16 protein-coding genes are annotated in these 19,076 nt (G+C 64.1%); 4 read left to right on the top strand and 12 right to left on the bottom strand.

Annotated elements, in window-relative coordinates; all coding sequences use genetic code 11:
• Nucleotides 1–58: 58 nt before the first annotated feature.
• The 9 genes from D2V07_RS16780 to tsaD form a co-directional block, all read right to left on the bottom strand.
• Nucleotides 59–1,273 carry an OmpA family protein gene (locus D2V07_RS16780; protein ID WP_119588066.1) on the bottom strand — a complete coding sequence of 405 codons (1,215 nt, stop codon included), beginning with the start codon at nucleotides 1,271–1,273 and terminating at the stop codon, nucleotides 59–61.
• A 165-nt stretch (nucleotides 1,274–1,438) separates the two neighbouring features.
• On the bottom strand, nucleotides 1,439–2,623 hold the full coding sequence (locus D2V07_RS16785; RefSeq protein WP_199698824.1) for an acyl-CoA dehydrogenase: 1,185 nt from the start codon (nucleotides 2,621–2,623) through the stop codon (nucleotides 1,439–1,441).
• Nucleotides 2,624–2,687: 64 nt separating this feature from the next.
• Nucleotides 2,688–3,068, bottom strand: coding sequence for a response regulator (locus tag D2V07_RS16790; RefSeq protein ID WP_233548491.1), 381 nt, complete (start codon nucleotides 3,066–3,068; stop codon nucleotides 2,688–2,690).
• A 72-nt stretch (nucleotides 3,069–3,140) separates the two neighbouring features.
• Nucleotides 3,141–3,830: a hypothetical protein gene (locus D2V07_RS16795; RefSeq protein WP_119588067.1), complete on the bottom strand. Its 690-nt coding sequence runs from the start codon at nucleotides 3,828–3,830 to the stop codon at nucleotides 3,141–3,143.
• Nucleotides 3,831–4,008: 178 nt separating this feature from the next.
• On the bottom strand, nucleotides 4,009–4,749 hold the full coding sequence (locus D2V07_RS16800) for an OmpA family protein (RefSeq protein ID WP_119588068.1): 741 nt from the start codon (nucleotides 4,747–4,749) through the stop codon (nucleotides 4,009–4,011).
• Between the two features lie 19 nt (nucleotides 4,750–4,768).
• Nucleotides 4,769–6,391 (bottom strand): vWA domain-containing protein, encoded by a 1,623-nt coding sequence (locus D2V07_RS16805; RefSeq protein WP_119588069.1) that lies wholly within the window; start codon nucleotides 6,389–6,391, stop codon nucleotides 4,769–4,771.
• A gap of 151 nt (nucleotides 6,392–6,542) precedes the next feature.
• Nucleotides 6,543–8,120: an oligosaccharide flippase family protein gene (locus D2V07_RS16810; protein WP_233548492.1), complete on the bottom strand. Its 1,578-nt coding sequence runs from the start codon at nucleotides 8,118–8,120 to the stop codon at nucleotides 6,543–6,545.
• A complete protein-coding gene (locus D2V07_RS16815; RefSeq protein WP_119588070.1) occupies nucleotides 8,117–9,100 on the bottom strand; it encodes an NAD(P)H-dependent glycerol-3-phosphate dehydrogenase in 984 nt (327 codons plus the stop codon). Before D2V07_RS16815 ends, D2V07_RS16810 begins: the two co-directional genes overlap by 4 nt.
• On the bottom strand, nucleotides 9,097–10,134 hold the full coding sequence (tsaD, locus tag D2V07_RS16820) for a tRNA (adenosine(37)-N6)-threonylcarbamoyltransferase complex transferase subunit TsaD (protein WP_119588071.1): 1,038 nt from the start codon (nucleotides 10,132–10,134) through the stop codon (nucleotides 9,097–9,099). Before tsaD ends, D2V07_RS16815 begins: the two co-directional genes overlap by 4 nt.
• Nucleotides 10,135–10,178: 44 nt before the next feature.
• Here tsaD and hemC point away from each other — a divergent pair, with 44 nt between their 5' ends.
• From hemC to D2V07_RS16835, 3 genes are read left to right on the top strand one after another with little or no spacing between them, the layout of a single operon-like run.
• Complete coding sequence (gene hemC, locus D2V07_RS16825; RefSeq protein ID WP_119588072.1) at nucleotides 10,179–11,123, top strand: hydroxymethylbilane synthase; 945 nt, start codon at nucleotides 10,179–10,181, stop codon at nucleotides 11,121–11,123.
• Entirely contained in the window at nucleotides 11,120–11,788 is a 669-nt protein-coding gene (locus D2V07_RS16830; RefSeq protein WP_119588073.1) for a uroporphyrinogen-III synthase, read from the top strand. Before hemC ends, D2V07_RS16830 begins: the two co-directional genes overlap by 4 nt.
• 59 nt (nucleotides 11,789–11,847) lie before the next feature.
• A complete protein-coding gene (locus tag D2V07_RS16835) occupies nucleotides 11,848–12,822 on the top strand; it encodes an MICOS complex subunit MIC60 (RefSeq protein WP_233548493.1) in 975 nt (324 codons plus the stop codon).
• Here D2V07_RS16835 and D2V07_RS16840 read toward each other — a convergent pair.
• The gene (locus D2V07_RS16840) at nucleotides 12,819–14,045 is read right to left on the bottom strand and encodes an FAD-dependent monooxygenase (protein WP_119588074.1); all 1,227 of its coding nucleotides are present in this window, start codon (nucleotides 14,043–14,045) and stop codon (nucleotides 12,819–12,821) included. The genes D2V07_RS16835 and D2V07_RS16840 overlap by 4 nt on opposite strands.
• Before the next feature lie 54 nt (nucleotides 14,046–14,099).
• Here D2V07_RS16840 and D2V07_RS16845 point away from each other — a divergent pair, with 54 nt between their 5' ends.
• Nucleotides 14,100–16,124 carry a protein-disulfide reductase DsbD family protein gene (locus D2V07_RS16845; protein WP_119588075.1) on the top strand — a complete coding sequence of 675 codons (2,025 nt, stop codon included), beginning with the start codon at nucleotides 14,100–14,102 and terminating at the stop codon, nucleotides 16,122–16,124.
• On the opposite strand, the gene D2V07_RS16850 is transcribed toward D2V07_RS16845, so the two are convergent.
• Both D2V07_RS16850 and uvrB read right to left on the bottom strand, forming a co-directional pair.
• Nucleotides 16,121–16,705, bottom strand: a complete 585-nt coding sequence (locus D2V07_RS16850) for a hypothetical protein (RefSeq protein ID WP_119588076.1) — start codon at nucleotides 16,703–16,705, stop codon at nucleotides 16,121–16,123. The genes D2V07_RS16845 and D2V07_RS16850 overlap by 4 nt on opposite strands.
• Before the next feature lie 81 nt (nucleotides 16,706–16,786).
• The gene (gene uvrB, locus D2V07_RS16855; RefSeq protein WP_119588077.1) at nucleotides 16,787–18,976 is read right to left on the bottom strand and encodes an excinuclease ABC subunit UvrB; all 2,190 of its coding nucleotides are present in this window, start codon (nucleotides 18,974–18,976) and stop codon (nucleotides 16,787–16,789) included.
• Nucleotides 18,977–19,076: the final 100 nt, after the last annotated feature.

Below are 19,076 nucleotides of genomic sequence, written 5' to 3' on the forward strand. Positions count from 1 at the left end.
CAAACAAAAAGGGCCGGGATTGCTCCCGGCCCTTTTCGTTATTGTGTCCGTCGTGGACTTACATGCCCGAACCCGGACCGTAAGTGATTTCCACGCGGCGGTTCTGCAGCTCGCGCACACCGTCGGCGGTGGGAACGCGCAGGTCGTTCTCGCCGAAGGCTTCGCTGGAGATGCGGCCGCCGGGGATGCCGCGACCCGTCAGGTACTGACGGACCGAAGCGTTGCGACGCTCTGCCAGGCCCATGTTGTAGGTCGCGGTACCCGAGGTATCGGTGTGACCTGCCAGCATGATGGCTGCGGTGCCACAATCGCCGTAAGCGGTGATGGCGGAGTTGAGCACGGTGGCCGCTTCCGGAGTGATGGTCGACTCATCCCAATCGAAGAACACGATGTAGGGGCCCTGCTCACACACTGCAGCTGCCGGAGGAGGCGGCGGCGGGGGCGGCGGGGGCGGAGGAGGCGGCGGCGGAGGCGGCGGCGGGGGCGGAGGAGGCGGCGGAGCCATCTCATCGCCACCGAACATGAACCGCAGGCCCATGGTGCCGCTGTGCTGCGCGAAATCCGTCATCAGCGACGCCGGCAGAACCGACGTGGTGTTGAAGGTCGGCTCGTCGAACATGCGACGATACTTGTATTCGGCGAACAGCTGGGTGTTGCGCGACAGGTTGCCGGAGATACCGACGATGCCCTGGTATGCGAAGGTCGTGTCCGCATCGTGCACAATGTCCACGCCGCTGGGCGCGTAGTCGAGGTCGACCACGTACACACCGGCACCAACGCCGAGGTAGGGCTCAACCGGGCCGAGCTGGAAGTCGTACAGCGCGTTCAGGAACACACCATAGGTTTCCACGTCGCCGCGGCCGTCTGCGAGGAAGGAACCAACCGACTGGCCGGTGGGCTCGTCACGCAGGACAAACCGGCCGACGTCGCGGCCATCGATGTTCGAGCCACCGATGGTCAGGCCGCGGTGATAATCGATGTCCATGCTCTGGTAGTTGCCGTCGAGTTCGAGGCGGAAACCATTGTCGAACGCGTAGCCGAGCTGCGCACCGGCAGTCCAACCCACATCAACGTTGGTTTCGAATTCGTAGTTGGTGCCGGCCGGAATACCCGGAACGGTGCCAATAGGGTCCAGGTCCGTGTCAAACGTGCCCGAATTCTCAGCGTTTTCGTTGGTGACTACACCACCGCTGACACCGATATAAGCCTGTGCCTGGGCAGTTGCCGGAACGGCAAGTGCTACCATCGAGGCGCTGATCAATAGCTTCTTCATAGTTGTCCTCATTACGACCAACGGGAATGCTCCCGCATCCCTTGCTCAATCACGCGATTACACCATTGTTCCGGCCTTGGGAACAAATCCCTAAAACACACTAAAAGTGTTGCGCAAAATCCACATTCGCGATGCGGAAGTTTCAAGGTGTGCGACGGCGCGTCCCTAGAAAGCGGAAAGACCCGTGATGGCGCGCCCCAAAATGAGCGCATGAACGTCATGCGTGCCTTCGTAAGTGTTCACCGTTTCCAGGTTCAGCATGTGGCGCATGACCTGGTATTCTTCCGAAATCCCGTTGCCGCCGTGCATGTCGCGGGCCGCGCGGGCGATATTCAGCGCCTTGCCGACGTTGTTGCGCTTCACGATGGAAATCATCTCCGGCGCGAACTTGCCCTCGTCCATCAGGCGACCGACGCGCAACGAACCCTGCAACCCCAGCGAAATCTCCGTCGCCATGTCGGCAAGTTTGAGCTGGTAAAGCTGCTTGGAAGCGAGCGGCACGCCGAACTGGTGCCGGTCGAGGCCATACTGGCGCGCTGCGTGATAGCAGAACTCCGCCGCTCCCATGGCGCCCCAGGAAATGCCGTACCGCGCACGGTTCAGGCAGCCGAACGGACCCTTGATACCTTCTACATTGGGCAGCAGCGCCTCGGCAGGAAGCTTGACTTCGTCCATCTGGATCATGCCGGTTGTGCTGGCGCGCAGGCTGAGCTTGCCCTGGATCTTGGGCGCTTCCAGACCCTTCATTCCCTTTTCCAGCACGAAACCGCGCACCTTGTCGCCATGCGCCTCGCTCTTGGCCCAGACCACGAAGACATCGGCAAACGGCGAATTCGAAATCCACGTCTTCGCGCCGGAAAGCGAATAGCCGTCACCATCCTTCTTGGCGTAGGTCCGCATTCCGGCAGGATCGGACCCGGCATCGGGCTCGGTCAGGCCGAAACACCCGATCAATTCGCCCGACGCAAGGCCGGGCAGGTATTTCGCATGCTGTTCGGGCGAGCCGTAAGCGTGGATGGGATACATGACGAGCGAGGACTGGACGCTGGCCATCGAGCGATAGCCGCTGTCCACCCGCTCGATTTCGCGCGCGACCAGTCCGTAAGCCACGTAGCTGGCACCGGCCCCGCCGAATTCCTCGGGAATGGTAACGCCCAGCACACCGGCCTGTCCCATCATCGGGAAAAGCTCGCTGGCATCGGCCTCGCTGGCAAAATCCTCTATCACGCGCGTCTGCAACGTGTTCTGCGCGAAACCATGCGCGGCATCGCGCACCATGCGCTCGTCCTCGCTCAGCTGATCGTCAATGTTGAAGGGGTCAGCCCAGTCGAAAGGCACCATGTCGGCCATGAAAAACAGTCTCCTTTGTAACCGCCCTAGTTATTCCAGCGGGGCGGAGCAAGGAGCGGCGCGACTAATGTGCTCTCTTGTTGGCTTCCGCGATCATCTGCATCAGCTTGCTCGGCGGGCAGGGCTTCGCTGCTGTCTGAGCGTTGGGATAGCGCTCTGCAATCTCATGGTCGGTGATGTGGCCGGAATGAAAGATGATCGGTACGCCGGCCTCTGTCAGTGCATCGGCCAGGGGAAATACCTCGCCATCGGCGGTCCGGACATCGAGGATGGCGAAGTCCGGCATTTCCTGGTCGATGGCGATGAAGGCGTGGCCGTTGTTGGCGTAAGGCCCTTCAACGCGAAAACCCATGTCGCGCACAGTTTCCGACAGATCGAGCGCGATAATCACCTCGTCCTCTACAACCAGCACGGTGGGCTGTTCGTTCGCTAACTGGCTCGCCATGAACACACCTTTCCCTGCGCAGGAATGCAGCGCAGCTTTCAAATTACGCGGCAGCGCGCGGAGGGTTCCCGATCAGTTCGTGTTGCCGAACTTCGCTTCGTAGGCGCCGATGTCTCCTGCTTGCAGAAGCCGAGCCTGCTCTACCCAGTTGTCACGGCGGATACGGCCCTGAAAACGACCGAGTTTCGCATCAATGCGATCGATATCGGAATCGCTCCACCCGGCGATTTGAGCGAAGCTGGTTACACCCTGCTCGTTCAGGATCGTGACGAGCTTGGGACCAACGCCCTTGATCCGCCGCAAATCGTCACCGGCCGACGTTTCGGACGCGGCAGTTGGAGCGGGTGCAGGCGATGACGCAGCGTCGGGGGACAGTGCAGGGGATGCCTTCATCGCTTCGCGGGCTGGCACGCCGTCACCCGTCTCGGCATCGGTGCCAAGCGCTGCAGCGGCCGTGGTATCGGAATTGGCAGCGGCGGACGTCGGCCCGGGGGACGCTGCGCTGCGAGCAGCTTCTACGTCTTCCAGGTCACTTGCAGCGGGCGTAGCCGTTGGGGGTGGCGGGCCCTCATCCCTGCGCGCGGCGGGCGGCGCATCGATCAAGGCCTGGTTGCGCTTGGCGCCCTTGCTGTCGCTCTCTACCTTCTCCTCGACATTGACCTTGGTGCGGCGGGACGCGACGAAAATCCACCAGGCGACCAGCAGTCCGATCACCAATGCTATGACGAGCAGGATCCAGTTTGCCTGCAACAATTCAGCCATTCATAACTCTCCGTTTGATCACGTGTCCCGGCCCCAGACGACCCAGCCGAGGCCCAGGCCGACCGCATAGGCGAACAGCATCAGCACCAGCACTTCCATCCAGATCGGCATAACATTCCTTTTGCGGCAGGACTCGCGATTCGGGCAAATCGCGGGTTCGCGCCCTTCTTGTAACAGCCTAGCGCGGACCCGGTGTGTCGACTGGGGTGGGCAACAGAGGCTGGGTTGAGACGACTGCGAATTCGATACGACGGTTGGCGGGGTCGGTAGGTTCCAGACCCTCCACCGGGTGGGCGGAACCCTCACCGGATACCAGCAGGGCGTCAGCCGGGATGCCGCTGTGCACCAGCGCCTGCTTGACCGCGTCGGCACGCTCTGTGGACAGGCTGACGTTGACATCCTCCGGGCCTGAGCGATCGGTATGGCCGCTCACCTCGATCACCGCGCCGATGCAGGGCCGCAGGGCGCTTGCCACTTCATCGATCAGCGATCTGCTGGCGACATCGATCTGGGCCGATCCTTCCTCGAAACGGATGGTCCGCGCGCGCAAAAGCGCCTGCACGTCTTCCTGGCAATGGAGCGGGCTGTAATGCTGCTCCACCATCATGTCCCCGTCGCTCCAGCTGATCCCGCCGACGCCGGGCAGAGCGGCCACCGAATGGGCGATGCGGTTGCGAGTGGATTCGTCGAGCGTTTCCGCCCCGGTCAGCACGACGTGACGGCTGGGAAAGCCATTGGGTGTCTCGAAGTGCGCTGTCACCTGCTCGCCGCCGCCCGCTTCCTCGATTGCGGCCGAAGCAGGAGCGGAAATTTTCGCCACGATCCCCGGCGCATTGGCGCTGCCGACAACGACGGCAAGTATGACGCAGACCAGGAGGCCCGCGATGATGGCGGTATAAGGCTTGCGCAGGAATTCCATGCGCAAGCCTTAGCGCGAGTTAGCGCCGCGCGTCGAGTGTCTGTGCCAAACCAGCAAGTTGCAGAAATTCCTCGCGCCAGTAGCCATTCTGTCGCCCCGCCAGCGCAACGCTGTCTTCGAAACCGAACCCGTTTAGCAGGCTGTCTTCGCGAAGGTTCTGTCCGTACGCCGCGACCGCTGCCACGAAGGCCATGTCGCCGCGCGCCGGGCGGGCGCTGGCAAGCATGCGTGTTGAAACCGGCCGCTGAATCAGGCGCGAGCGATCCTGCCCCGGCAACTTGTAGCGAAGCTGCACGAAGGCAACCTCGTCCCCGGAGCCGCCTTCGCGCATGACGCTGGCCTGGTTGCCTTCGTATCGGCGCGGGTTGATCCAGCCATCCCCTCCTGCTGGCACGATCTCATAGAGCGCCGTCACTTGATGTCCGGCGCCGATGTCGCCGGCATCCACCGTGTCGTTGTTGAAATCCTCTTCGTTTAGAATGCGGTTCTCGTAACCGATCAGGCGATATTGCGAGACATGCTCTGGATTGAATTCCACTTGGATCTTCACGTCTTGCGCGATGGTGAATAGGGTGGACTGCATCTCGTCCGACAGCACCTTGCGAGCCTCCATCGCGCTGTCGATGTAGGCGTAGTTGCCGTTTCCGTGATCGGCGATCTGCTCCATCATCGCCTCGTTGTAATTGCCTCGGCCGAAGCCCAGCGTGGTCAGGGTGATGCCGCTGTCGCGCTGGTCCTCGATCATCTGGACGAGGCTGTCCTGATCGGAGATGCCGACATTGAAATCGCCGTCGGTCGCCAGGATGACGCGGTTCACGCCGCCTTCGATGAAGCCCTTGCGCGCCATGTCGTAGGCAAGGCGCAGGCCGGCAGCCCCTGCAGTCGACCCGCCTGCTTCCAGCCGGTCCAGCGCGCGACGAATGGCGCGTTCGTTGTTGGTGGGTTCCAGCACGACGCCGGTGGCACCTGCATAGACGACGATGGAGACGCGGTCCTGCCTGCCGAGTTCGCCCGCAAGCTGGCGCATCGCGGTCTTCACCAGCGGCAACTTGTCGGCGTCGGACATCGATCCCGAAACGTCGAGCAGGAAGACGAGGTTGGCAGCCGGACGCTGGGCGCGGGGCAGGTCGTAGCCTCGCAGACCCACACGCAGGATGCGGGTGTCAGGATTCCAGGGCGTTATCGCCATGTCGGTGGTGACGGAAAACGGCTGTTCGCGGCTTTGAGGAACAGGGTAGTCGTAGCGGAAGTAGTTGATCAGTTCCTCTGTGCGCACTGCCGCCTGCGGAGGCATTTGCCCCTGCGAGAGGAAGCGGCGTACATTGGCATAGGCGCCCGTATCAACGTCCACGGAAAATGTGGATACCGGTTCGGCAGCCACCAGCTTTACCGAGCCGATGGCCTCGCCATCATAACGCTCCGCGTTTGCGGGGGCGTAGTACGAGATCGCAGGGGGCGGGGCCATGGAGTACTCGGCCTCCGGCATTGCACGCTCGGCCATAAAGGGTTCCTGCACATCGTAGGTGCTCATGTGCTCTGTCTTCTGAGCGTTCTCGTTTTGCGCGCAGGCCACCAGAGCCATCACCATGGCCGTAGCCGTGAGGGCTCCAGCCATACCGGAAATACGAGCCTTGTTGGTCATAACGTCTCCCCTTTTTGACGCCGACCGAAGATGGCCGGCGCCCTAAAGGTGATGTTACAACATTAATAGTGGCTGAATTGCGGCGATAATAAGGCAGAAGTGCCTTATTCTGCCCCACCAGTCAAATATTGGTGCTCAGGTAGAACAAAGGTTAGATCGGAGGCCGGTCTGTGGAGGGCTGGATATCGTCTGCAGGCTTCGGTTTATTGCTGAACAAGACCCGGTCTTCAGGTCCAAAGCCGCGGGTCCAGATAATGAAGCCGTAGACCCCGAGGATCGCCGGGATGCCGAATGCCAGTTCCGCCCACTCGGGCAGCAGAATGGCAACCTGGCCCACCAGCACGGCGGCAGCAGCCGCCCACACCAGTGCCCAGCGCCAGTTGTTGATCGAGTGACCCAGGATCTTGCCAAGCATCACTGCCTTCACGATAGAGGCGACGCCCAGCGACACCATCAATGCGCCAGCCGCGGCAGCGGCCCGGTAGATGTCGGCACGTTCGGGGCTGGAGAAGGTCAGGGTCTCGACTACCAACATGGCGGCGACGGTCAGCAGCGCCTGCAGCGCGATCGTGCCGATGGAGACCCACAGATTGCGCACGCGCGCGACGTAGATCAGCGCCGCTTCCGAAACGACGGCTGTGGCAGCCACCACTTCTGCAGCCAGCAGGAATGCCAGGGCGGCCGTGCCAGGTACGAACTCGCCCGCATCGCCCATCAGGCCCATCAGCGCCTCGCCCGGTATGCCGAGGGCGAGCGCAATGCCTGCCTGAGCCGCCACGATCCAGAAACCGACCTGACAAACCTGCCGCGCTATGGCGGCATAATCCTTCACTTTAAGTTTAGCGGTGATGACGGGGCCCAGAATGGGTTCGAAGCTTGTCTTCAGCTTTTGCGGCAGGCTGGCGACCTGCTGGGCCATCCAGTAAATGCCCAGCGCCACCGGACCAGCAAACCAGCCGAGGATCAGCAGATCGACCCTGCGTGTGCCCCATTCGATGGCGTCGGTAACCGCCAGCGGCATGGCGCGCGCTACCATCGGGATCAGGCGGGCAGGGTGGGGCGACCAGCCCTTTGGAAGGCCGTAGGTGCGCAGGAACGGCACCATGGCCGTCGCCAGCCCTGCAAAGATCGACGCGAGGTAGGCAAGCGCCAGGCCAGCGTCCCCGATCGCGGGCACGAACCAGAACGCGCCAGCTAGGATAGAGATCGTCCACGGCTCCACCACGGCGCGGGCGCGCACTGTCGTGCCGATGTCGTACTTGTACGCCTGCGCGGCGAGCACGATCTCGGTCAGGGCGTAGCCGGGTATCGCCAGCACGATCCAGCGGTCCAGATCGTTCGACATGCCATTGGGAAACAGCGGCGTTGGCCAGACAAAGAATACCGCAGCCATGATGCCGGAGAATATGAGCGCCACTAGCATGGAATCGGCGATGAGTCCGGTTTCGGTTGCCTCGCTTTCCTCCTCGCTATCGCGCAGGCGCTGGGCCAGGCCGCGTTTCTCGCCGATGGAACATACCAGCGCGGTAAGTTCCACCACAAGCAGGGCATAGGCATAGATGCCGAGCGCTTCTGCACCGTAAAGCTGGCCGGCGATGAACAGAAAGGGCAGGCGCGCCAGCAGGCGCAGCACGAACCCGAAGAAATTGGTACGCCCGCCCTTTGCCAGCGCAGCGATGTCGCCGCCGGGCTCCTCGGCAGCTTCGACTTTCGCCTTGGACGTGCTCAACCCTCGTGCCCCTCGGCCTTCAGCGGGCGGGCAAGCAACTCGCGCACCACGTCCGGAGCGCGTTGCCCTTCCAGCAACGCGTTGACGGCCTCGGTAATCGGCATGGAAAGGCCGTGCCTATTGGCAAGTTCGCGCAATACGGGGGCCGTGTGCGCGCCCTCTGCCACCGTGCGCCTGTCGGCCAGGGCCTCCGCCGCGCTCATGCCTTCGCCCAGTGCCTTGCCGAGGGAGAAATTGCGGCTGGAGGTGGAGGAGCAAGTCAGCACCAGGTCACCCAGACCGCAAAGTCCATTCAAAGTCTCGGGCTTGCCGCCCAGTGCCACGCCAAAGCGCAGCATTTCGGCAAAACCGCGCGTGATCAGGGCATTGCGCGCATTTTGGCCAAGCCCCAGCCCGTCCACCACGCCGCATGCGATGGCGAGCACGTTCTTCACCGCGCCGCCGGTTTCCGCGCCGATGACATCGTCGGAGTAATAGGGGCGGAAGTTCGGGCGCGCGATCTCGGGCGCCAGCCGCTCCCACTGGGCCTCACCCCCGCCGCAGGCCAGTGTGACCGCGGCAGGCAGCCCGGCGGCGACTTCATGCGCAAAGGTGGGTCCGGACAGCACGGCGATCTGGGCGCCGGGAGCAATCTCGCGCGCGACATCGTTCATCATGCGCCCGGTGCTCTGTTCGATACCCTTGGAACATAGCACCAGATCGCGGGGATATGCCCGCATCGTGGAGAGAACGTTGCCAAGATGCTGCGCCGGGGTGACCATCAGCAGGATGTCGCACGTCGCCACGTCGGCAATGTCTCCCGTTGCGCGGATAGAGGGGGCAAGATCGGCTGATGGCAGATAGAGGCCGTTGCTGCGGGTGGTGTTGATGGCATCGGCAAGACCGTCTTCCAGCGCCCACAGCAGCACCTCGCGCCCGTCGCTCGCCAGCATCTGCGCCAATGCCGTGCCCCATGCGCCTGCCCCTACTACGCCAATCATGCCTTTACTCCTGCGCCTCTTGCGGGTTCTGCATCGGGATCAAGTGGCCAGCGTGGCCGTGCTTTCAATTCGAGCGGATCGGCTGCAAAGCCTGCGTTCAGCCGCTCCAGCCCCGCCCAGGCTATCATCGCGGCATTATCCGTGCACAGCGGGAGGGGCGGTGCGGTGAACGGCAAATCGAATTCGGCGGCAAGGCCCTCGAGGCCTGCACGAATGGTCTGGTTCGCCGCAACCCCTCCCGCACAGACGAGAGCCGAAACTGCATCCATGCCGGAAAGCGCCCGCCGCGTGCGATCGAGGATGCAGTCGAGTGCGGCCTGCTGGAAGCTGGCGGCGATGTCGGCATCCGAATGCTCTCCGCAGTCGTGGGCGCGCAAGACGGCACTTTTCAGTCCGGCGAAGCTGAAATGCGGCTCCTTGCTGTGGACGAGCGGGCGCGGAAGCGGGACTGCCTGGGCATCGCCTTCGCGTGCCAGTTTCTCTACCGCAGGTCCGCCGGGATAGCCGAGGCCCAGGATCTTGGCGGTCTTGTCGAACGCCTCTCCCAAAGCGTCGTCGATGGTGGTGGCAATCCGCTGGTAATTCCCAACGCCTTGCACGCGCAGGATCTGGCAGTGGCCGCCGCTGACCAGCAACAGCGCATAAGGAAAACGCAAGTCGCTATCGGCAAGGCGCGGAGATAGTGCATGGCCTTCCAGATGGTTGATCGCCATCAGGGGCTTGTCGCTTGCCATGGCCAGTGCCTTGGCCGTCACCAGTCCCACCATCACGCCGCCGATCAGGCCCGGACCGGCCGTGGCGGCGATGGCATCGCAGTCGGCCAGCGTCTTGCCAGCCTCTTTCAGGACCTTGTCGATCAGGGGGGCAAGCCGCTCTGCATGGGCGCGGGCGGCGATCTCCGGCACCACCCCGCCATAGGGCGAATGCTCTTCCTCCTGACTGGCGATGGCCTGCGCAAGAATCCTGCGATCGCTTGTCACCAGCGCCGCTGCGGTCTCGTCGCAACTGCTTTCAATGCCCAGAACCAGTGTCATCCCGCTTCCCCTTAGACTTTCGTGCCGCTAGGGCAAGCAAACGGATGACACAGCAACCACTCCTCAGGCTCGGAACGCGGCGCTCGCCGCTGGCATTGGCGCAGGCGGAAGAAGCACGGGCGCGGCTGTGTGCGGCCCACGGCTGGGACGGCAACGCCGTCGAACTCGTGCCGGTGGAGGCCAGCGGGGACAAGATTCAGGACCGACCGCTGGCAGACATCGGTGGCAAGGCACTTTGGACCAAGGAACTGGATGTCTGGCTGGCGAGCGGGGAAATCGATGCCTCGGTTCATTCGCTGAAGGACGTGGAAACGATCCGCCCAGATGCTTTTGCCCTCATCGCCATCCTGCCGCGCGCAGACAAGCGGGACCGGCTGGTTGGCGCTGCTAGCCTGGCGGACCTGCCAAAAGGCGCAGTGATCGGCACCAGTGCTCCGCGCCGCGCGGCCCAGGCGCTTTACAACCGCCCCGATTGCCGCGTCAGCACCTTTCGCGGCAACGTTGCCACCCGCCTGGTGAAGCTCGAAGCAGGGGAAGCCGATGCGACGTTCCTTGCCGCTGCGGGACTCTCCCGGCTGGGGCAGGACGACATCGGCGTACCGCTGGATCCGGAAGACTGGCTGCCCGCCGCGGCGCAGGGCGCCATCGCCGTCGAATGCCGCGCAGAAGATGAGCGGGCGCGCGAGCTGCTGTCAGTCCTCGATCATGCGCCCAGCCATGCCGAAGTGATGGCAGAGCGCGCCCTGTTGCTGGCGCTGGGCGGCAATTGCCATTCCCCGGTCGCCGTCCGTTGCACCTACAGCGATGGCAAGCTGGACATGCGCGCTGCGCTGTTCAGTCCTGCGGGACAGGAGCGGGTCGAAGCGCAGGCTACCTTCGACGCTGGCGACACGGATATTCCCGCCCGTCTGGCCGCCGAACTGCTGGGCAAGGCAACATCGGGCATCACGGCGGTCTTCGATGGTGCCCCGGGCACGGACTCTCAATGATTTTCGTAATCCGGCCCGAACCCGGATTGCAGGCGACCTTGCAATTGGCGCGCGAGATGGGCCTTGCCGCCATCGGCATGCCGCTGTTCGAGGTGATGCCACTTGCTTGGAAACCCCCTGAGCCAGGTGGTTTCGATGCCCTGCTGCTGGGCAGTGCGAACGCGGTGCGCCATGGTGGGGTCGCGCTGGATAAATATCGCGAACTGCCTGTTCATGCCGTGGGCAAAGTGACGGCAGAAGCAGCGCGGGAGGCCGGGTTCGACGTGGATCGAACCGGTGAAGGTGGGTTGCAAAACGTGCTCGACGATAACGAGGTGCCTACGCGGTACCTGCGCCTTGGCGGCGTGGAAAAGGTCCCGCTCACCCCTGGTCACCACACCATAACAGCCCGCGATGTTTACGAAGTGCGCGCCCTGCCTATCACAGGCAGCGCGCAGATCGGACTGCGCACCGGGCAGTCCTGCATACTCCTGCACAGCGCCGCCGCAGCAAGGCATTTCCGCGGCGAAATCGATCGCCTCGGGTTTGACCGCGGCGCCATCCGGCTGGCCTGCATCGGCGCACGCGTCGCGGCAGCAGCCGGCGACGGATGGCAGGCTTGCCAATCCGCTCCACAACCCGATGACCACGCGCTGTTGGCCTTGGCACGCGACATGTGCCATTAAGGCAACATCCCCGAGAAGGCAGGCCGTGCGAAGCCTGCGACGGGACGCCGAAGGACATTATGGACCAGAGTTACGATTTTCCCGGCGCACAGGCGCAGCGGCGCAGCATCCCCCTGCGTCCCGCCCTCGTTGGGCTGGCGCTTGCATTCCTGCTTGGCATTTTCCTCACGGCTTGGTTCGTCCGCGATGGCGATCTGGGCCTTGGCGGTCTGTTCAGCGTCCGCAGCGAGGAGAGCGCGACCGAGCCCGTTCCGCAGGATACTGCCACGCTGGCTGCGCAGGAGGTGATCTCTCCCGAACCCACCCCGAGTTCCTCGGCCAGCGCCGCTGCTGTCGCTGAGGATGCGCGCGAGGCGGTGCAGCGGGTCGAACAGGTGGTGGAGCAGCAAGGCGGTCTGGATAGCCGCGTCGCCGCGATGGAGCAGAGGCTGACACGTCTCGACATGCAATCCCAGGCAGCTGCCGGCAATGCGGCGCGGGCGGAAGGGTTGCTGATCGCCTTTGCCAGCCGGCGCGCCATCGAACGCGGTGCCCCGCTTGGCTATCTTGCGGACCAGTTGCGCCTCCGCTTTGGCGAAGCGCGCCCCAATGCAGTGCAAACGGTAATAGATGCCGCACAGGATCCGGTTACGCTGGACAGACTGGTGGCGCGCCTGGAAGGGCTGGCCCCGGTCCTGACCGAAGCGCCTGCAGACGAGGGCGTGTTCACGCGCCTGGGTCGCGAACTGTCATCGCTATTCGTCGTCCGGCGCGAAGATACCCCGTCGCCCGTGTCGGAACGGCGGCTGGAGCGCGCACGCCTGTTCCTCGACAGCGGACGGATCGAGGCGGCCGTGCAAGAGGTGCGCGGCCTGCCCAATGCAGCCGAGGCCGAGACCTGGATCGACGATGCAGAGCGCTTCGCCGCCGCCCAGCGCGCGCTGGAAACGCTGGAAACCGCAGCCGTGCTCGATCCGCGCGGCCTTCGCACCAGTGAGGGTGAGCAGGTGCAGCAGCTCAGTCCCGCACTGCCCGGCCGGCAGGGCGTGGACTAGCCCTTGAGCAGTTCGGGCAAGTCGCCGCTCATGCCGCGGGCCTCGTCCATGAACCAGTTTTTCAGCACCGGAGTACGCTGAACGCCGGCCATGCCGAAGCGGCGAACCGCGCTCGCCAGCTTGCCCGGCACGCCGAACAGCCGGGTAAGCGTGTCGGTCGCGCCCATCACCATCAGCGAATCCATTGCCCGCCATTTTTCGTACTTCGCCAGCATCTGGGCATCGCCTGGCTCCAGACCCAGCCGCATACCTTCCGCCAGTACGTCGACCAGTGCGCCGACATCGCGCAGGCCCAGGTTCAGGCCCTGTCCGGCGATAGGGTGCATGCCGTGAGCGGCGTCGCCTACCAGCGCCAGCCGGTGGTCGATGATCCTGGCCGTATGCTGGAAACCCAGCGGATAGGAGGATCGCTGCCCCTCGACAGTGATATCCCCGAATATACCGTGCATGCGCTTGGCGATTTCGTGCGCGAAGGCACGTTCACCCAAGGCGAGAACGCCGGCTGCATCTTTTTCGTCCACCGTCCACACCAGCGCGGAGCGGTGACGACCCCGATCGTCGTCGAGCAGGGGCAGCAGAGCGAAGGGGCCGTCGGGATAGAAGACTTCCCATGCCACTCCTTCGTGCGGCTTTTCGTGAGTCAGGCCCGCGATGATGGCGCGGTGGCGATAGTCCCACTGCGCCATGGTGAAGCCAGCCTCTTCACGGGTGGGCGAGCCGCGCCCTTCCACGCCGCACATTAGGCTGCCTTCCAGCACTGTCCCGTCTTCCAACGTGGCTGAAACGCCGTGTTCGCCGCGCTGGCGATCCACCACGTTGGCCTTGGAATGCCAGGTAATCAGCGGCTCGTCCTTAGCCGCCTGGAACAGTGACAGGCGCAGCTGGCGATTGGGGAACATGCGGCCCAACGTGCCCTCGTGCGCCTCGGGCTGGAAATCGATGCGGCCCGGCTTCATCCCGTCGGTGACGGCGATGGAAGAGATCGGGCAACCGAAGGGCTCCAGCGCGTCGGCAATGCCGATGTTGGTGAACAGGTTCCAGCTCGCCGTGGAAATGGCCGAGGCGCGACCGTCGAAGCCTTCAGCCGTCAGTTCGGCCGGGTCCGCCCGGTCGACCACGTGGCTGGACATGCCCTTCTTTGCTGCTGCCAGGGCCAATGTCATGCCGACAAGGCCGCCGCCGAGAATGAGGAGATCGCGCCTTGGATTCAACTTGTCGCTCATGGTAACCGTCACTAGTTGTCGCGCACTATGCAGGCAAGCTCGCCATCCCGCTCCATGGCCTTTTTCCGGTATCTGGCGACGCTTTGCGCCCTCGCGGCTGCGCTGCTGGCCATTCCGGCCGCCGCGCAGAATTGCCCACGTGGGCCGGATCTCATGGATCGTGGCAGCGCACGTCTGGTGGCGGGCGGTGCCATCGCGCCAGGCGAAAGCGGGCAGCTTGCGCTGGACTTCCTGCCGAACGAAGGCTGGCACGGATACTGGAGCAACCCGGGCGATGCTGGCCAGGGCATGTGCATCGATTGGGACTTGCCCGAGGGCTGGCAGGCGGGCGAGCCGCTTTACCCAGTGCCGCAGACCTACGTTACCCAAGGCCTGATGAACCACATATTCGAAGGCGAGCACGCGGTGTTGCTGCCTTTGACAGTGCCTGAAGGGACGCCGCCGGGCGCGTACGAAGTGGGACTTTACGCCGATTGGCTGACGTGCAGCGATACCCTGTGCGTTCCCCAGCGTGCAAGCCTGACGACTACCGTGCAGGTGGGAGGGACCGGCACCACGCACCCAGGGTTCGAGGCGTGGCGTACTGCCATTCCACCGCTGCTCGACTCCGCCGCCCGGTTCGAATTCAGGGGAGACTTCCTGCGGGTCGCGATTCCCCTTCCGGCCAGCCTCGAGCTTGCCGCTCCGCACGTGTTCATCGAGACCGAGAATGTGATCGACTATGCCGCGCCGCAGGTGTTCCGCCGCGATGGCGACATGCTAGTGGCGGAGATCGCGCGTGGTAGTCTTCGCGAGGAACCGCAGGCGCTGCGCGGTTTGCTGGCGTTCGACGGGGCGGGCGGCGGCGTGCAGTTCGAAGCCGAGCCCGGCGACGTGCCAAACGGCGGCACGCGCATCGGGCCAAACGCCCTGGAAACGCCGCTGGCGTTGCTGCTGGGCGGAGCCTTGCTGGGCGGCCTCCTGCTGAACCTCATGCCCTGTGTTTTCCCGATCCTGAGCCTGAAGGCGCTTACCCTGGCACGTGCGGGAGGGGATGAGCGGCAGGCCCGGCTGGAGGGGCTGGCCTATACCGCAGGGGTGGTCATGGCCTGTCTCGCGCTGGGCGCCCTGTTGCTGGTGCTGCGTGCCGGGGGCGCGCAGGTGGGTTGGGCCTTCCAGTTGCAGGAACCGCTGGTAGTGGCCGCGCTGCTGGTGCTGGCAACGCTGATAACGGCCAACTTCATGGGCCTGTTCGAAATACCCAGCCTGCCAATCCGCACGCGCGGGGAGGGCGGTGCCTTTGCCACAGGCCTGCTTGCCGCCGTAGTGGCAACGCCCTGTACCGGCCCCTTCATGGCGGCTGCCCTCGGTGCCGCCCTCCTGCTGCCCGCGCCGCAGGCCCTGCTGCTGTTCGCCGCGCTTGGACTTGGCCTTGCCTTGCCATTCCTGCTGCTGGGGTTCGTTCCGGCGTTGCGGCGGATGCTGCCGAGACCGGGTGCGTGGATGCAGACGTTCCGGCGGCTGCTGGCGATTCCCATGGGTCTTACCGCGCTTGCGCTGGTGTGGCTTGCCTTCCGGCTGGGCGGCACGAGCTTCGCGTTCGCCGCACTGGCGCTTGCCATCCTTCCGGTCGTGGCCCTGAGCGCCAGTCGCAACGGCAATCGGCTGGTCGCGCTGATTGCCGTTCTTGCCGCACTGTATTTTGCCGCATCCCTGCCCTTCAGGATGGAGGAGCAAGTTGCCAGCAGCGAAAGCGTGCTGGAGCCGGTTGCCTATTCCGAAGCCGCGCTGGCCGATGCTCGCGCCTCTGGCCAGCCGGTATTCCTCTGGTTCACCGCGGACTGGTGCCTGACCTGCAAGGTAAACGAGCAGGTCGCGATCGAGCGCGAAGCCACCCGCGCCGCTTTCGAGGATGCAGGGGTAGTCGCCATGCGCGGCGACTGGACCCGGCGAAACCCGGAAATCACGCGCTTTCTTGAGCAGTGGGAAGCGGCGGGCGTCCCGCTTTACATTTGGTATCCTGCCGGCGGTGAAGGCGAGCAGCTTCCACAAGTGCTGACGCCAGCGATGCTGGCCGAACTTGCAGAGGGACGCGACTAGGCCTCGTCGCCGGGTTCCTCGGTTGCGGTTTCGCTTTCCACCGGCTCGGGCCTGCCGCCCGCGCGGCACCATTCCAGGAACTCACCGGTGATCCGCCCGCCGGCAATTTCCAGCATGCCGCGACCGGGCAGCGTGGCGGTGATATCGCGCGTGCCGGAGAAGACTTCCAGTTGCGGATCGTCGGCGGGGAGACGCCCCTCCCAGTGCCATTCGCCATCGGCCAGCTTCGCATCGACAAGAAAGCGGCTGGACATGCCGTTGCCCAGAACGGGAAACAGCGCGCTCTGACCGGGGAATGCGCGGGCATGGCGGATGATGACCAGCTGCGGCGGCGTTGCATCGACATCGCACGCCAGTGTGAGCAGTGGCGGCTCGTCCCTGTTGCCGAACCTTATCGCCTGCCCGTCTGTCGCGACAGTCCAGGAAGCCTCGCTGGTATCGGGAGAGACTTCGGCCATCGCCTGGCGCTGGCCAGATTCCTCCAGAGCGACACGCTGGACACTGCCTTGCGGAAGTGGAGCCGGACGGTCGCAAGCCGTTAGCGTGAGCGAAAGGAGCAGAAGGGGTGCAACAAGGCGCATGTCAGCGCGCTACTCTGCACGCGGCCCGTCGTGCAAGACGCAGAACGCCATCGGCTGGGGATCGTGGTCAGCTGGAAGAATCTATTTCTTCCCGAACTTGCGCTGCGTCTTGCCATAGCGCAGCTTGCGCGTGCCCGGCTTGCCCTCGTTGCTGCGACCCACGACAGGTGCCTTCTTCTCGCTCTCGCCAAGACCCAGCTCGTCGTTCTCGAGGCGGCGGATCTCGTCGCGCAGGCGTCCGGCTTCTTCGAACTCGAGATCGGCGGCGGCGTTGCGCATCCGCTTTTCCAGGTCCTCGATATAGGCGCGCAGGTTATGGCCAACGAGGTTGTTCACCTCGTCATCGCCGGTATCGACCGTGACCCCATCCTGCGCCGCGGTGTGGGCCACGATATCCTGAATGTTGCGCTTGATCGTGGTTGGCGTGATGCCGTGTTCCTCGTTGTATTCGCGCTGCTTTTCTCGGCGACGCTCGGTTTCCGCCATGGCACGCTCCATGGAGCCAGTGATGCGGTCGGCGTAGAGGATCACCCGGCCATCGACGTTACGCGCGGCGCGGCCGATGGTCTGGATCAGGCTGGTTTCGGAGCGCAGGAAGCCTTCCTTGTCGGCATCCAGAATGGCGACCAGTCCGCATTCGGGAATGTCGAGCCCCTCGCGCAGCAGGTTGATACCGATGAGCACGTCGTAAACCCCAAGGCGCAGGTCGCGAATGAGTTCGATGCGCTCCAGCGTCTCCACGTCGGAGTGCATGTAGCGCACGCGCACACCCTGCTCGTGCATGAACTCGGTCAGGTCCTCCGCCATGCGCTTGGTCAGCGTGGTGACCAGCGTGCGGTAGCCCTTGGCGGCGACGGCCTTGGCCTCGGCAATGCAATCCTGCACCTGGTCCTCGACCGGCTTGATCTCCACCGGCGGGTCGATCAGGCCGGTGGGCCGGATGACCTGTTCGGCAAAGACGCCGCCGGTCTGCTCCAGCTCCCACTTGCCCGGCGTGGCGGAGACGGCCACGGTTTGCGGGCGCATGGCATCCCATTCGTTGAAGCGCAGCGGACGGTTGTCGATGCAGCTCGGCAAGCGGAAGCCGTACTCGGCCAGCGTCAGCTTGCGGCGGTGGTCCCCGCGCGCCATCGCGCCGATCTGGGGGATGGTCTGGTGGCTTTCGTCCACGAACAGCAGCGCGTTTTCCGGCAGGTATTCGAACAGCGTTGGCGGCGGCTCGCCGGGCAGACGCCCGGTCAGGAAGCGGCTGTAGTTCTCGATGCCGTTGCAGCTGCCGGTGGCGGCAATCATTTCCAGGTCGAAATTCGTGCGCTGCTCTAGCCGCTGGGCTTCCAGCAGGCGGCCTTCCTCGTGCAGTTCCTTCAACCGCTCCTCGAGCTCGAACTTGATGGCGGCGGAAGCCTGCTTCATCGTCGGGCCGGGGGTGACGTAGTGGCTGTTGGCGTAGACGCGCACCTTGCCGAGGTTCTCGCCTTTCTTGCCTGTCAGCGGATCGAATTCGGCGATATCCTCGATCTCGTCCCCGAAGAAGCTGATGCGCCATGCCGTGTCCTCGAGGTGGCTGGGAAAGATTTCCAGGTTGTCGCCGCGCACGCGGAAACAGCCGCGGGCAAAGGCGGTGTCGTTACGCTTGTATTGCAGGGCGACGAGCTTGCGGATGAGCTCGCGCTGATCGACGGTATCGCCTGCTTTCAGGTCGAAAACCATGGCCGAATAGGTCTCGACCGAGCCGATACCGTAGAGGCAGGAGACAGAGGCGACGATCAGCACGTCGTCCCGCTCCAGCAGGGCGCGCGTGGCGGAGTGACGCATCCGGTCGATTGCCTCGTTCACCGAGCTTTCCTTCTCGATGTAGGTGTCCGACCGGGGGACGTAAGCCTCGGGCTGGTAATAGTCGTAGTAGCTGACAAAGTACTCGACCGCGTTTTCCGGGAAGAAGCTCTTGAACTCGCCGTAGAGCTGCGCCGCCAGGATCTTGTTTGGGGCCAGCACCAGGGCCGGGCGCTGCAACTGCTCCACCACCTTTGCCATGGTGAAGGTCTTGCCCGAACCGGTGACCCCCAGCAGCACCTGGGTCTGCTCGTCATCCTTTGCCGCCGCCACCAGTTCGGCAATCGCCGTGGGCTGGTCGCCAGCAGGTTCGTATTCCGAAACCAGCTTGAAAGGTTTCTGTTCGTCCGCCTTTTCCGGGCGGGCGGGCTTGTGCGGGGTGAATTCGCCGGTGGTATCGGGTTCTTCCAGTCCGCGGCGGATAACGAGTTCGGCCATGGCGGGGATATGGGTGACGGGGAACGGATTGGCAACGTGGCTTTAAGTGACCCGGTGTGTTCGCATGCGTTGGCAGGCGGGGTGCTTGTCGTTACACCCG

It is taken from the genome of Aurantiacibacter zhengii, assembly GCF_003584125.1.
Lineage (GTDB): Bacteria > Pseudomonadota > Alphaproteobacteria > Sphingomonadales > Sphingomonadaceae > Alteraurantiacibacter > Alteraurantiacibacter zhengii.